Origin of the sequence: Streptomyces sp. NPDC050528 (assembly GCF_044457795.1) — a bacterium.
In the GTDB taxonomy this organism is placed as follows: domain Bacteria; phylum Actinomycetota; class Actinomycetes; order Streptomycetales; family Streptomycetaceae; genus Streptomyces.
In genome coordinates this window covers 802,614-816,762 of the sequence record NZ_JBITHH010000002.1, presented here as the reverse complement: position 1 = coordinate 816,762, position 14,149 = coordinate 802,614, and the positions used below count along the sequence as shown (strand labels likewise).

The window sequence follows — 14,149 nt, the reverse complement described above, 5'->3', positions numbered from 1 at the left end:
CGGCCCCCGGTGTGCCGGGGACCGCCGCTGTGTGGTGCGTGTGTGGGGCCGGTGATCAGTACCAGCCGTTGGACTGCCAGAAGCTCCAGGCGGCGGCGGGGCTGCCGTAGCGGGAGTTCATGTAGTCCAGGCCCCACTTGATCTGCGTGGCGGCGTTGGTCTTCCAGTCGGAGCCGGCCGAGGCCATCTTCGAGCCCGGGAGGGCCTGGACCAGGCCGTAGGCGCCGGAGGAGGAGTTCGTGGCGGTGACGTTCCAGCCGCTCTCGTGCTCGACGATCTTGCTGAACGCGTTGTACTGCGTGGCGCTCGGGATCATCTTGTGCGCGATCGACTGCGCGGAGGAGGCGGAGGTCGTCGCGGCCTGGGCGGGCGCCGAGGTCAGCACGAGACCGGTGGTGGCGGCGGCCAGAGCGGCGGCGGTCAGGGCCTTCTTCGGGGAGGCGATGCGAGCGACGATGCGGGAGACGGACACGGAGAACCTGTTTCTTCGGGGACAGAGGCGTCGTACGCCTGCCGGTGTCACGCGGTGCGCGGCGGTGGCAATGCGTCGGCGCCGAGGCCCGTGAGGACTCGTCGGCGCCGTGCGACTGCTCCAGAGAAGCACTCTCGATCCGTGTCCGCAAAGACCCCTTTTACTAGTTGTGGTCGCATGTGGGTGAAAGGTGAACTGTGTGACGTGGCTCTCAAACCCCAGGTCAGAGGCTGTTTGGGGCGCGTACATGTCATGCCTAAACACTACTAATCCCGGTAGTTCGTGACATGGGTCATGTGGGCCGCTTCACCGCCCTCGTGACGGCCGGTGCGCGCCGGCTCACGCAGGGGTCAGATTTCCGGCCGTGCGGGCCTACGGCTGTCCCGTGCCCCGGGTGTGGCGATGGAGGCGGCCAGGAGGGCCAGTTTGTCGGCCGCGTCGGTGCCGGGGTCCGGGTGGTAGATGACGAGGGTCTGGCCCGGGGCGCCGTCGATGCTCAGGCGTTCGCGGTTCAGGTGGAGGGCGCCGACCTGGGGGTGGTCGAGGTACCTGGGCGCGCCCTCGCAGGACTGGACGTCGTGACGGGCCCAGAGCCTGCTGAACAGGGGGCTGGCGAGGGAGAGTTCGCCGACCAGCTCGATGAACCGGGGGTCGTCGGTGTCGGTGCCGACCGCCTCACGGAAGGCGGCGACCATGCCTCCGCTGGAGTTCTCCCACTGCGGGTGGAGCGCCTGTTCGGCGGGGTCGAGGAACAGGGACCGTAGGCGATTGGCTCCCGTTGTGAAGCGTGGTGACAGGGCGGTCGCGAGGGCGTTCGCCGCGAGGACGTCGAAGTAGCGGCCCTCGACCAGGGCCGGGAGCGGGAGTGTCGTGAGCAGCTTGGTGATGCTCGGCGGGACCGTCTCCCTACGGCGCTGGGGGCGGGCGCGCTGTCTGCGGGGGCCGTCGGCGCCGAGGCGCAGCAGGTGGGCCGTCGCGGTGGCGTCGAGCCGCAGCACGCGGGCGATCGCTTCGAGGACCTGCGCGGAGGGGTTGCGGTCGCGGCCCTGCTCCAGGCGCAGGTAGTAGTCGGCGCTGATGCCGGCCAGCATCGCGACCTCCTCGCGGCGCAGGCCCGGCACCCGCCGGACCCCGAAGGCCGGGATGCCGGCCTGTTCGGGCGTGACGAGTTCACGGCGGGCGCGTACGTACTCGCCCAGCGGATTCGGTTCGTCGGCCATCTCCGCACTGTAGATCGGCGGGCCGGGCGCGTGCCTGGTCCTGTCACCCCCAGGGTCGGTGGGGCCCTGGTTGGGGTGCGGGGCGGGCGGCAGCGTCGGCGGTGGCCGGTCGGGAGCCGACCCACGGCGTGCTGATCAGGGACGCCGGCCACCACACCAAGGAGCGACACTCATGTCCACGTATCTGCTGGTACACGGCGCCTGGCACAGCGGGCGGGCCTGGGACCGGGTGGTCCCGCTGCTGACGGCGGCCGGGCACCGGGTGTTCGCGCCGTCCCTCACCGGGTACGGCGACAAGGCGCGGCTGCTCGGCCCCGAGGTGGGTCTCGACACCCACGTCGAGGACGTCCTCGGACTGATCACCGAGGAGGACCTCACCGATGTGGTCCTGGTCGGGCACAGTTACGCGGGGCTGGTCGTCTCGGGCGCGGCCAACCGGCTCCCGGACCGGATCGCCCGGCTCGTCTACCTCGACGCGATGGTCCCGGTGGACGGCGAGAGCGCGACCGACATCATGCCCGTGACCCAGGTCCTGATCGACCTCGCCGCGCGGTCCGACACCCCCTGGCGGATTCCGCCGCTGCCCGAACTCCCGCCGCCCGGCGGCCTGTTCGGGGTCACCGACCCGGCGGACGTGGCCTGGCTGCGCACGATGGTCTCCGACCAGCCGGCGCTCTGCCTGCAGCAGCCGGTCCACCTGGACAACCCCGCCGCGAACGCCATTCCCCGCACCCACATCCACTGCGCCGGCAGCGAACCGGAGGGCTTCGAACGCCGGCCCGTCCCGGCGATCCAGCCCAACGGCACCCCGGCCCAGGTGTGGGAACTGGAGACCGGCCACGACTGCATGATCACCAAGCCGGCCGAACTCACCGACCTGCTGCTCAAGTTGGGCTGAGAGGCGGACTGAAGGTCGGGCTGAGAGGCGGGCCGACCGGACCCCGCGCCCGGGTGGCCCGCGTGTTCTACGTGGCCTGGACCCGCACCGGCGCCGTCACCCCCGTCGGCTGGCAGAGCACGAGCGCCAGGTCGTCGGTGGGCGGCCCGCCAGCGTGGGCGAGCAGCCGCTCGTACAGGGCGTGCAGTGCCGCGTCCGGCGTCGGTTCGCCGAGGGCCGTCGCGGACTCGGTGAGCAGGGCGAACGGGGTGCCGTCGGGAGCGCGGGACTCGGTGAGACCGTCCGTGTAGAGGAGCAGACGGTCACCGGGCTGGAGCCGGACCCGGTACTGGCGCGGCTCCGGGTGCAGGCCCAACGGCAGGGCGGGGACCCGGGGTTCGAGGAGTTCCAGACGCCGGCCGGAGCGCAGGGGCGCCGGGTGACCGCAGTTGACCAGCCGCACCTCACCCGGCCCGAACTCCACCAGCACCGCCGTGACGAAGTCCTCCGGGGCCAGCCGGGGGGAGAGGCGGGCATCCAGCGCCCGCGCGATCGTCGTCAAGTCCGGCGCGGTGTAGGCCAGTTCACGGAACGCGGTGACCGTGTCGGCCGCCGTCCGCAACGCGTCGAGCCCGTGCCCGCGCGCGTCACCGACCAACACCCGCAGTCCGTACGGCGTCACCGCCACGTCGTACAGATCGCCGCCGACCGACGACTCGCGGCTCGCGCAGTGGTAGCGGGTGGAGACATGCGTGCCGGAGAGGGTGCGGGAGACCGGCCGCAGGATCGCCTCCTGGGTGATCCGGGCCACCTCCCGCGCCTCCGCGAGCCGCTCCCGCAGCCGCCCGCGCTGCCACGCCGCGTACACGCTGCACGCGCAGCCCAGCAGCAGCCCCGCCCAGCGGACGGCGAACCCGGCGGTGACATGCGTACTCTCGCTCTCGCCGAGCCCCGCAGCGAGCGCGAGCAGAACGGTCCAGCAGCAGACCAGGAACGTACGGCGGGCGCCCAGGAAGGTCGCGGCCATCAGCGGCCCGATCGCCAGTAACGGCAGGACCGGCTGCACCCGCCCGATCAGCAGCCCCGGCGTCGCCGCCAGCAGACAGCCGACGGGCGCGACGAGAAAACCCACGGGCGCACCGACCGCACGGCAACGGGTCGGTGCCGTGCGGAAACCCGGTGCCGTGCGGATTCGGCGTCCCCCATCCATCGCGTTCACGCCACGACGATCGCCGAATTTCCCCCTCCCCACCTGCGCCAACCGGGAGTTGATCACCTCTCGATCATGATGCGTCGATACGAGCCTGTAAGTGGTCGCAAAAGGCGGCCATTTCATCGGCATCACTACTGTTCCGGGCAGCCGTGGACCGCGTCGCAGGACCCGCGCATGGAGTCGACGACGTACGGACACACTGGGCCTCGTGCCGGACACGACTCACCCGAACCCCGGGAACCTCGGGAATCTGCCGCCCGAGACCCACAGTTTCGTCGGGCGGCGTGCCGAACTCGCCCGGCTCCAGGCCGCCTTGGACCCGGAGGGCGGCTCGGCGGCCCGGCTGGTGAGCGTGGTCGGGGTCGGTGGGGTCGGCAAGACCCGGCTCGCCCTGCGCGCGGCGGCGGAGGTCCGGGACGCCTACCCCGACGGGGTCTGGCTGACCGAACTCTCCCCCTTGCACACCCCCGGACTCGTCGACCTCGCCGTCATGGAGACCCTTAGGCTCGCCGACCAGTCGACCCGCCCGGTCCTCGACGTCATCATCGAATGGGCCCACGGCAAACGGCTGTTGCTCGTCCTCGACTCCTGCGAGCATCTCCTCGCCGACTGCGCCAAGGTCGCCGCCGCGCTGCTGTCCCGCGTGCCCGGCCTGCGCATCCTCGTCACCAGCCGCGAACGCCTCGCCCTGCCCGGCGAGGAGGTCCTCGCCCTCGAACCGCTGCCGGTGGACGGCCGCACCGGCGACAGCGCCCCGGTCGGTGACGCCGTGACCCTGTTCGCCGAGCGCGCCGCGGCCGCCGGACGCCCGCTGGCCGACGACGACCCGGCCGCCCGCGCGACCGCCGCCGCCGTCTGCCGTCGCCTCGACGGCATCCCCCTCGCCCTCGAACTCGCCGCCGCCCGCCTCGCCGACCTCACCCTCGATCAACTTCACGCCCGACTCGGCGAACGCCTGCCCTCACCCTCCGAACTGCCCTCGCCCCTGGACCTGTTGACCTCCGCGCCCGGCGAACGCCCGCCCCGTCACCAGACCTTGCGCACCGCCATCGGCTGGAGCCATGAACTCTGCGCGCCCCTCGAACGCCTGCTGTGGGCACGGCTCTCCGTCTTCACCGGCGGTTTCTGCGAGGAGACGGTCCAACAGGTGTGCGCGGGCGGCCCGTTGGCCCCGGAGCGGATCCCCGGGCTGCTGGCCCGGCTCGTCGCGCAGTCCATCGTGCTGCCCGACCCCGTCATCTCGGCCCGCTACCGGATGCTCGACACCGTCCGCGAGTACGGCACCGACTGGCTGTACGCCCTCGGCGAGGAACGCGCCGTACGGCGACGCCACCGAGAGCACTACGCCCGCCTCGCCCACCAGGGCTGCGCCGAGTGGAACACCGGACGGCAAGTCGCCTGGTGCGAGCGCGTGTTGAGCGAACACGCCAATTTCCGTGCGGCCGTCGAGAGCGCGCTGGCCGAACCGGATCGCGAGGCCGCCGTGGAGATGGCGGGCCATGTCGGATTCCTGTGGCGGCACTGCGGCTACCTCCGCGAGGCGGCGCACTGCCTCGACCAGGCCCTCGCCGCCGACCCGCCCCCCGGACACGGCCGCACCCTCGCCCTGTGGTCGCGCGGCGCCGTCGCCATCCTCCAGGGCGACCAGGAGGCGGCGGCCAACTGGGCGGTCCGCTGCGCCGACGCGGCCCGCGACCAGGGCTCCCCGGTCGCCGCGGTCGCCGCCGTCTACCTCAGGGGCGGCCAGCTCGCCCTCACCAGCCGACAGGCAGAAGCGATCGCGGTCCTCGCCGCCGCACCCCAACTCCCCATACAGGACGACGCGTTCGGGGCGGCCCAGCTCCAGGTCAGACTCGCACTCTCCCTCGCGCACGTCCTGCTCGGCGAGTACGAACGCGGCCGTGAAGTCGCCGACGAGGTGCGGACGGCCAGCCGCAAACAGGGCGAGTACTGGTGCGGCGCCTTCGCCGACTACCTCATCGCCCAGGCCGACCTGGCCCACGGCGACACACCGGCCGCGGTGAACGGCGCCCGCACCTCCATCGCCGGTCACGCCCTCCTCCACAACACCGTCGGCGCCGCCATGTCCCTCGACCTCCTGGCCGCCGCGATCGTCACCACCGGCGACGCCCACCGCGCCGCCCGCCTCCTCGGCATCGGCACCCGCCTCTGGGAACTCACCGGCCGCGCCCAGATGGACTCCCCGGACCTCATCGCCACCCGCCGCACCTGCGAACTCCGCGTCCGCGAACGCCTGGGCGACACCGCGTACGCGTCGGGATACGGGGCGGGCCTGGCGATGTCGTACGACGAGGGAATCGCCTACGCGACGAGCGTTCAGTGACGGGGAGTGGAACCACCGAACGGCAGGAACAGCGTCCGGCTCGCGATCAGCCAACTCCCGTCCACCACGCGGAAGTTGTCCTCGTAGTGCCCGACCTGGACCGGGGGACCGGCGGGGACCAGGCCGCCGTGGTAGCCGTCGACGCGGTACGTCGTGAAGTACGCCGTCGAGATCGCCGTGCCGGGGGAGGTGAGGGTGACGAGGACGTTCGACATCAGCCGCCGAGAGAGCCGCCCGGCGGGCCGGGAACCGAAGTACTTCCGCAACGCTCCCCGCCCCTCCACGAGCCGGTCGCCGTCCGGCCACTCCCAGATGCCGTCCTCCGTGAACAACTCGGCGACGGAGGAGGGGTCACCGAGATCGAGCCGGCGCACGAAGTCCAGGATCACGCGCTCACAGGCACGTTCGGCGAGGAGGCGCTGCAAGGGGTCAAGGGCAAGGTCCATGCGGTCGTTGGTACCAGCGGCACACCCCGGGCCACGACCGAATTACACCCGTGACCGGACTACACCGCCACGTACATCACCGGTTCGCTCCCCGTCATCTCCTCCGCCTGGCCCAGTTTCACCAGTCGGCGGAGGTGCGCCTCGGCCTCCGAGACCGCGATGTTCCTTGACTGGTAAGGGATTTGGGCCCAGGGGCGGTTCCACTCCATCCGCTCGGCGACCTGCCAGGGCGTGAGGGGTTCGGAGAGGAGGGAGAGGAGGTCGGCCAGGCGGTCCTCGTGGTGGGCGAGCAACTCCCTTACGCGGCCGGCCGCGTCGGTGAACGTGTGCTGATGGGCCGGGAGCACCTCCGCCGCGCCCAGCCGCCCGATCCGTTCCAGCGAGTCGAGGTAGTCGCCGAGCGGATCGGGGAGCGTGTCGTCGTCTGGATCCTCGTACAGCCCGATGTGCGGGGTGATCTCGGGGAGCAGGTGATCGCCGGAGAACAGGCGCCCGTGGCCCGGGAGTTGGGCCGGGTGCTGCTCCTCCAGGTGCAGGCAGACGTGTCCGGGGGTGTGGCCCGGGGTCCAGATCGCGCGCAGGCGGCGGCCCGCCAGGTCGAGGAGCTCGCCGGGGACGATCTCGCGGTCGGGGAGGGCGGGGGCCAGGCCCGGCACACTGCGGGGGCGGGTCGCGCGCAGGGGTGCGAGGTGCTCCTCGGGGGCGCCGGCCGCCGCGAGCTTCGCCGTCATGTACGCCAGCCAGCGGCCCGGTTGGGTCGAACGGGCCCGCCGGACGATCGCCGTGTCCGCCGCGTGCATCGCCAGCCACGCCCCGGACGCCTCGCGCACCCGCCCGGACAGACCGTGGTGGTCGGGGTGGTGGTGGGTGATGATCACGCCGTGGACCTCGCCGACCGACGTGCCACAGGCCGACAGGCCCTGGACCAGGGTGTCCCAGGAAGTGGGGTCGTCCCAGCCCGTGTCGACCAGGACCGGTCCGCGGTCGGTGTCGACGACGTAGACGAGCGTGGTCCCCAGTGGGTTGTCAGGGATGGGGACTTCGATGGAGCGGACGCCGCCGCCGTGGTCGTGGACCTGCCCCATGGACGTCATGGACTCCCCAATCGCCGCCTTCCGGCCACTATACGTGGACTCCATCGACCGGAACTGGTATTCAGTCTTCGTATCTGATGGATCGTCAGACAGCGGTACCGGGGAGGCAATCGGCCATGACGGAGCTCGTGGAACACCGACAGCTGTTCATCGGCGGGGAGTTGACCGATCCCCTGGGCAAGGACGTCATCGAGGTGATCTCCCCGCACACCGAGGAGGTCATCGGCCGCGTCCCGCACGCGTCGACCGCAGACGTGGACCGCGCGGTCGCCGTGGCCCGCAAGGCCTTCGACGAGGGCCCCTGGCCGCGCATGTCCCTCGACGAACGGATCGCGGTCGTCACCCGCATCAAGGACGCGATAGCCGCCCGGTACGAGGAGATCGGCCGCGTCATCTCCTCCGAGAACGGGTCGCCGTACTCCTGGAGCATCCTCGGGCAGGCCCTCGGCGCGATGATGGTGTGGGACGCGGCGATCACCGTCGCGAAGGGCTTCACCTACGAGGAGCGGCGCGACGGAGTCCTCGGCAAGATCCTCGTACGGCGAGAGCCAGTTGGGGTGGTCGCGGCCGTAGTCCCGTGGAACGTCCCGCAGTTCGTGGCCGCCGCCAAGCTCGCGCCCGCGCTGCTCACCGGCTGCACGGCGATCCTCAAGCCGTCGCCCGAATCGCCCCTGGACGCCTATCTGTTGGGCGAGATAACGAAGGAGGCCGGGCTGCCGGAGGGTGTCCTGTCGATCCTCCCGGCCGACCGCGAGGTCAGTGAGTACCTCGTCGGGCATCCCGGCATCGACAAGGTCTCCTTCACCGGTTCGGTCCCGGCCGGCAAGCGCGTGATGGAGGTCGCGGCCCGTCATCTCACGCGCGTGACACTGGAGTTGGGCGGCAAGTCGGCGGCGATCGTCCTGCCCGACGCGGACATCGCGACCGCCGTCCCCGGCATCGTCTCGGCCGCCTGGATGAACAACGGCCAGGCGTGCGTCGCCCAGACCCGCATCCTCGTACCGCGCTCGCGCTACGACGAGTTCGCGGACGCGTTCGCGGCGGCGGCGAGTGCCCTCGTCGTCGGCGACCCGCTCGACCCGGCCACCCAGGTGGGCCCGTTGGTCGCCAAGCGGCAGCAGCAGCGCAACCTCGACTACATCCGCATCGGCCAGGAGGAGGGCGCCAAGATCCTTACGGGCGGCGGCCGTCCACCCGGCCTCGACCACGGCTGGTACGTCGAGCCGACCCTCTTCGGCGACGTCGACAACTCGATGCGCATCGCCCGCGAGGAGATCTTCGGCCCGGTCGTCTGCCTCCTCCCGTACGGCGACGAGACCGAGGCCGTGAAGATCGCGAACGACTCCGACTACGGCCTCAGCGGCAGCGTCTGGACGGGAGATGTGGCGCACGGCATCGACATCGCCCGCCAGGTCCGCACCGGCACCTACTCCGTCAACACCTTCAGCCTCGACATGCTCGGCCCGTTCGGCGGCTACAAGAACAGCGGTCTGGGACGGGAGTTCGGGCCCGAGGGCTACTCCGAGTTCCTCGAACACAAGATGATCCACCTGCCCGCCGGCTGGGAGGGGTGACCGGACGATGGGCGACCGCTGGCAGGTAGAGGTCGACCGCTCCATCTGCATCGGCTCGGCCCAGTGCGTCCACCAGGCCCCCGACCGCTTCCACCTCGACTCGGCCATGCAGTCCCACCCGGCCGAACCGGAGACCGACGCCAACGAGAGGATCCTCGCGGCGGCGGAGGGCTGCCCGGTGGAGGCCATCATGATCACGCTGCTGGGGAGCGGGGAACCGGTGTTCCCGCCGGAGGAGTAGGCCGGAGGAGTAACTCGCCCTGGTTCAGGGACTGGTGGCCCCGGGGGGATGAACTCCAGGGGTCACCGAGGCCAGTCGCCTTCTGACCGTGTCCGCCTCCGGCATGCCGTGTTCCGTGTACAGGGCGAGTGCGCGGTCGTAGTGCTGGATGGCCGCGGTGGTGTCGGCGAGGGTGTGGTGAGCCTCGGCCAAACCCGTGTGGGCGCGGGCCTGTTCGCCCGGGCTGCCGATGTCCTCGGCGATGCTGAGGGCCTCGGTGTGGTGGGCGAGGGCGTCGGACGGACGGCCGGCGGCGTGGGCGGCTTCGCCGAGGCCGTTGAGGGCCCTGGCCTCGCCGTCGCGGTCGCCGTTCCGCGAGTACAGGGCTAGCGCCTGGCGGTGGCACTCGGCGGCCTCCGTATGCCGGTCGCGGCGGGAGTGGACGAGGCCCAGGCCGTGCAGGGCGCCTGCCTCGCCGTACCCGTCGCCCACCTCCCTGAGCAGCGCCAGGGCCTGTTCCTGGTGGTGCGCCGCCTCGTCCAGGCGGTCGAGGGAGGTCTCGACCGTGCCGAGGTCCATGAGCGCGTGGGCCTCCAGGTACCGGTTGCCGGTGCGGCGCAGCAGGGTCAGGGACTGCTGGAGGTGGTCGGCGGCCTGGTCGTAGCGGCCCAACTGGCCCTCGACATGGGCGAGATTCTTCAGCGCGATCGACTCGCCCGACGTGTCGTCGACGCTCCGGTACAGCAGCAGCGCCTGTTCGAGGTACTCGACGGCCGACAGGAAACGGCCCAGGCGTTCGTCGACGAGCCCGAGGTTGGTCAGGGCGCGGGCCTGGCCGGTGGGGTCGGCGGCCTGCCGGAACAGCGTCAGCGCCTCTTGCAGGTGCTGGCGGGCCGGTTCGTGCCGGGCCAGTTGGTAGTGCGCGGTGCCGATGCCGAGCAGCGCGAGGGCCTCGCTCGCCGGGTCGGCGAGCAGCCGGGCGGCGTCACGGGCGTGGCCGTGGATCGTGAGGCCGTCGGTGTGGTGACCGCTGATGAGATGGCGGTACAGGGTCTGGGAGAGGCGGATCGCGTGGGTGGGGCGGCCGTGAGCGGCGGTGTGCGCGGACATCGCCGTCAGGCACGCGCGCTCGGCGCTCAGCCAGGCGCGCGCGGCGTCCGGATCCGACAGATCGGGCACGGGAGTCGAGGTCTCGGGAGCGGCGGGGCGCCGGTGGGCCTCGGCCGGGTGGAGCCGGTCCATGGCGACGGCAGCGGTCGCGAGGTAGTGGTCGAAGAGCCGCTCCAGCGCCAACTCCCGCTCCTCCGGCGGGTCTTGAGCCGTGGCGAGCCCGGCGGCGTAGGCGCGCAGCAGGTCGTGCATGCCGTAGCGGGCGGTGTCCGCGCGTTGGACGGGTCGGGTGCGGGTGGGGGCGTCCGGCGCGGGGGCGCTGTCCGCGCGCTGCACCAGATGGGCGCGGGCGAGGACCTCCAAGGCGTGGCGGGCGTCTGCCACCGTGCTGCCGGTCAGTGCCGCGGTGGCGTACGCGTCGAGGTCGGGGCCGGGGTGCAGGCCGAGGAGTCGGAACGTACGCGCCGCCTCCGGGGACAGGTGCCGCAGCGACCAGGAGAACACCGTGACCACGGCGGCCCGGGGGTCGCCCTCCGCGTCGAGCAGGAACAACCGGCCCTGCTGGTCGGCGAGTTCGGCGACGAGGTCGGTCAGCGGGGTGCCGGGGCGGGCGGCGGCGAGTTCCGCGGCGACCCGCAGCGCGAGCGGCAGCCGGGCGCACTGTGCTGCGAGGGTGTCCACCGCGTCGGGCTCGGCCTCGGCGCGCGGGCCGATGAGCCGGCGCAGCAGGGTGCGGGCCGCGTCGGCCGGCAGCAGGTCGAGGTCGAGACGCTGGGCGCCCTCCCGCGCGACCAGCCCGGCCAGACTGGCGCGGCTGGTCACCAGCACCGCGCAGGAACCGGTGCCGGGCAGCAGCGGACGGACCTGCTCCACCGTGGCGGCGTTGTCCAGCACGATCAGCATCCGCCGGTCCGCGACCTCGGTGCGGTAGCGCGCCGCCCGGTCGTCCGGCTCCGGCGGGATGTCCTGCTCGGGCACCCCGAGCGCGGTCAGGAACCGGACCAGCGCGTCGGGGGCGGTCATCGGCCGGCCGGGGTCGTAGCCGCGCAGGTTCACATACAACTGGCCGTCGGGGAACCGGTCCCGGGCCCGGTGCGCCCAGTGCACCGCCAGAGCCGTCTTGCCCACGCCCGCCGTCCCGGACACCGCCGACACCACCATCGCGGTCGGCCGCGCGGCGCCGGCGCCCATACCCAAGGCCTTCTCCAGCCGGGCCAGTTCGTCCTCGCGACCGGTGAACCCGGCCGGGTCCAGGGGGAGCTGAGCGGGTACGACCTTGCCGCGCCCGGCGCCGGGACTGGCGCCGGTGCCGAACGGCGGGCGCGGGGCGGCCTTCCCGCCGAGGACATCCTGGTGTGCCCGTCGGGCCTCCGGCCCCGGAGCGGTGCCGAGTTCGTCGGCCAGCCGCTTGTGCAGGGCGGCGTAGCAGGCGAGCGCCTCCGGGGCACGCCCGGCGGCGGCGAGCGCCCGGATCAGCGCCACGGCGAGCGGCTCGACCAGCGGGTGCTCGGCGACGAGAACGGACAGCGTGTCGACCACCACCAGGTGCCCACCGACCCGGAGTTCGGCCTCCGCCCAGCCGAGCACGGCATCGACGTACTGGCGCAGCCAGCTTTCCCGGGTCCGCGCCGCCCACTCACCGGGTAACCCGGCCAACGGCGTTCCCTGCCACAGCCCCATCGCCTCCCGCAGAGTCAACACCCTTGCCGCATCGGCGTCTTCGGCCCGACGGGCCCGCGCGACGAGGCTCCGGAAGCGGTGTATGTCGACCAGGTCGGGCGCGATGTCGATCCGATAGCCCGCAGGGCCGCGTACCAACTCCGGGGAGAGCAAGGGGACTTCAGAGGACTCATCGTCCTGGGCGAGCAGCGGCCCCGTCTCCGTCAGGACCCGGCGGATCCGGGCGATGTGGGCGTAGAGCGTGGCGCGCACCTGCGTCGGCGGGTCCTCGCCCCAGACCCGGTCGATCAACGTCTCGGCCGGTACCCAGCGGCCCGCGTCCACCAGCAGTGCCGCCAGGACCGTAAGCCGCTTGGTGGGGCCCAGATCGACCGGACGGCCCGCCACCCATAACTCCACGGGCCCCAGCAGCCGAAATCCCCTCACGCCCGTCTCCACCGTCCCACCCCACGCGCTCCACAGGTTCTCCACCGCGCACCCAATCACCTGCCCACCTGCGGGACAAGGTTTACGCAAGATCCCCAGCCACCTCCCTCCGCCACCTTGGACACGGCAACTCGCCCGCACCACGGACGACTTCCGTCCCGTGGGCGGCGCCTTGAGTGATGGAGGAACACGAGAATGAAGCGGATCCTGGCCAAGGCCGGCATCGCCCTGGGGGGCGTTGCCCTCGCCACCACCGGCGCGTTCATCACCGCCGCCCCCGCGAACGCGGCACTGTCGGACTGCCCCTCCGGAGGACTCTGCGCCTACCTCGGCGTCAACGGCGCGGGCGACCCCGGCGTGGTCTACGGCGACAACACCAACCTGCTCCAGTACAACAAGTTCAACAACGCCGAGTCGCTCTACAACAACGGCAACAGCTGCAACGTCCGGATCTACTCCGGCACCGGCTACACGGGGTCCAGCTACATCCTCGCCAAGGGCTACTACAACGGCTCGCTCGCGAACACCGTGTACTGGCACAACGTCGCCTCCAACGACTGGTGCGTGTGAGCACAACCACGGCGCGGCGGACACTGCTCGCGGTGTTCCTTGTGCTGTCCGCGGCCGGCTGCTCCCACGGGGGTGAGCAGTCGGCCCGCGGGCCCGAGGCGCTCGACGTCCGTCCCCTGGCGGGCGCCACCGCGTCCACCTACGCCGACGCCGTACGCCTGCACGACCGTGAGGAACACGCCGTCGCCGTCTGCATGCGCGCCCGCGGCCAGACGTACACGGCCGAGCCCCGCACCGCGTCCGCGCGCGGCGAGGAGACCAACCCCTACGGCCTGCTCACCGTCAGGAAGGCGACCCAGGACGGCTACGGCATCGTCGGCGAGTACCTCTACCAGCGGTCCACCCCCGTCCCGGCGAGCGAACCCCACCAGGCGTCCTGGCAAAGGGCGTTGACCGGCACCCCGGCCCACCGGGTGAGCCTGCGCCTGCCCGACGGAGTCACCCTCGCCTACTCCACCGACGGCTGCGTGGCCCGGGCCCGCACCGAGCTCTACGGCGCGGACTGGAACACGGTGGAACCCCGCACCATAGGCCTGGCGAACCGCGTCCTCGGAGCCGTGGAGAAGGATCCCGACTACCTTGCCGCCGTCCGCCGTTGGTCGTCGTGCATGACGAAGGCGGGGCACCCGGCGAAGGACCTCCAGGCACCCCGGGAGGCCGTCAACTCCCGCCTGCGCAAGGCCGCGTCGGACGAGAAGGCCCTCCGCGCGCTCGGCAACGACGAGATCCGTACCGCGCGCGCCGACGCGGAGTGCCAGACGCGGACCGGGCTGTCCGAAGCCGTCTGGGGTGTCCAACAGGCGGTCGAGAAACGGCTGTTGACGGCCGCTGACCGAAAGACCGTGGCGAGTTACGTGGCGGACCGGCACAAGGCACTGGCCTCCGCCACCGCGTGAGCCACCG

The 14,149-nt window shown here is 72.1% G+C and carries 12 protein-coding genes; 6 read left to right on the top strand and 6 right to left on the bottom strand.

Annotation, left to right across the window (positions count from 1 at the left end):
* Window positions 1–55 precede the first annotated feature (55 nt).
* Together ACIBK4_RS11000 and ACIBK4_RS10995 are read right to left on the bottom strand one after the other, a co-directional pair.
* Entirely contained in the window at window positions 56–472 is a 417-nt protein-coding gene (locus tag ACIBK4_RS11000) for a transglycosylase SLT domain-containing protein (protein WP_398994232.1), read from the bottom strand.
* A 350-nt stretch (window positions 473–822) separates the two neighbouring features.
* A complete protein-coding gene (locus ACIBK4_RS10995) occupies window positions 823–1,692 on the bottom strand; it encodes a helix-turn-helix domain-containing protein (RefSeq protein ID WP_398994230.1) in 870 nt (289 codons plus the stop codon).
* A gap of 172 nt (window positions 1,693–1,864) precedes the next feature.
* On the opposite strand from ACIBK4_RS10995, the gene ACIBK4_RS10990 reads away from it, so the two are divergent.
* Window positions 1,865–2,590, top strand: a complete 726-nt coding sequence (locus tag ACIBK4_RS10990) for an alpha/beta hydrolase (RefSeq protein ID WP_398994228.1) — start codon at window positions 1,865–1,867, stop codon at window positions 2,588–2,590.
* Between the two features lie 67 nt (window positions 2,591–2,657).
* Here the strand turns inward: ACIBK4_RS10990 and ACIBK4_RS10985 are convergent, their stop codons facing one another.
* Window positions 2,658–3,701 (bottom strand): PP2C family protein-serine/threonine phosphatase, encoded by a 1,044-nt coding sequence (locus ACIBK4_RS10985; RefSeq protein WP_398994226.1) that lies wholly within the window; start codon window positions 3,699–3,701, stop codon window positions 2,658–2,660.
* Between the two features lie 289 nt (window positions 3,702–3,990).
* Between ACIBK4_RS10985 and ACIBK4_RS10980 the strand changes: the two genes are divergently transcribed.
* A complete protein-coding gene (locus ACIBK4_RS10980) occupies window positions 3,991–6,126 on the top strand; it encodes an ATP-binding protein (protein WP_398994224.1) in 2,136 nt (711 codons plus the stop codon).
* On the opposite strand, the gene ACIBK4_RS10975 is transcribed toward ACIBK4_RS10980, so the two are convergent.
* Together ACIBK4_RS10975 and ACIBK4_RS10970 are read right to left on the bottom strand one after the other, a co-directional pair.
* Window positions 6,120–6,572, bottom strand: a complete 453-nt coding sequence (locus tag ACIBK4_RS10975) for a nuclear transport factor 2 family protein (RefSeq protein WP_398994222.1) — start codon at window positions 6,570–6,572, stop codon at window positions 6,120–6,122. The genes ACIBK4_RS10980 and ACIBK4_RS10975 overlap by 7 nt on opposite strands.
* Window positions 6,573–6,631: 59 nt before the next feature.
* Window positions 6,632–7,657 carry an MBL fold metallo-hydrolase gene (locus ACIBK4_RS10970; protein WP_398994401.1) on the bottom strand — a complete coding sequence of 342 codons (1,026 nt, stop codon included), beginning with the start codon at window positions 7,655–7,657 and terminating at the stop codon, window positions 6,632–6,634.
* A 125-nt stretch (window positions 7,658–7,782) separates the two neighbouring features.
* Here ACIBK4_RS10970 and ACIBK4_RS10965 point away from each other — a divergent pair, with 125 nt between their 5' ends.
* Window positions 7,783–9,240: an aldehyde dehydrogenase gene (locus tag ACIBK4_RS10965; protein WP_398994220.1), complete on the top strand. Its 1,458-nt coding sequence runs from the start codon at window positions 7,783–7,785 to the stop codon at window positions 9,238–9,240.
* 7 nt (window positions 9,241–9,247) lie between these two features.
* The gene (locus ACIBK4_RS10960; RefSeq protein ID WP_366436071.1) at window positions 9,248–9,481 is read left to right on the top strand and encodes a ferredoxin; all 234 of its coding nucleotides are present in this window, start codon (window positions 9,248–9,250) and stop codon (window positions 9,479–9,481) included.
* Between the two features lie 24 nt (window positions 9,482–9,505).
* Here the strand turns inward: ACIBK4_RS10960 and ACIBK4_RS10955 are convergent, their stop codons facing one another.
* Window positions 9,506–12,637: an AfsR/SARP family transcriptional regulator gene (locus ACIBK4_RS10955; RefSeq protein ID WP_398994217.1), complete on the bottom strand. Its 3,132-nt coding sequence runs from the start codon at window positions 12,635–12,637 to the stop codon at window positions 9,506–9,508.
* Between the two features lie 234 nt (window positions 12,638–12,871).
* Here ACIBK4_RS10955 and ACIBK4_RS10950 point away from each other — a divergent pair, with 234 nt between their 5' ends.
* Both ACIBK4_RS10950 and ACIBK4_RS10945 read left to right on the top strand, forming a co-directional pair.
* Window positions 12,872–13,246 carry a peptidase inhibitor family I36 protein gene (locus ACIBK4_RS10950; protein ID WP_398994215.1) on the top strand — a complete coding sequence of 125 codons (375 nt, stop codon included), beginning with the start codon at window positions 12,872–12,874 and terminating at the stop codon, window positions 13,244–13,246.
* The gene (locus ACIBK4_RS10945) at window positions 13,243–14,142 is read left to right on the top strand and encodes a hypothetical protein (protein WP_398994213.1); all 900 of its coding nucleotides are present in this window, start codon (window positions 13,243–13,245) and stop codon (window positions 14,140–14,142) included. Before ACIBK4_RS10950 ends, ACIBK4_RS10945 begins: the two co-directional genes overlap by 4 nt.
* Window positions 14,143–14,149: the final 7 nt, after the last annotated feature.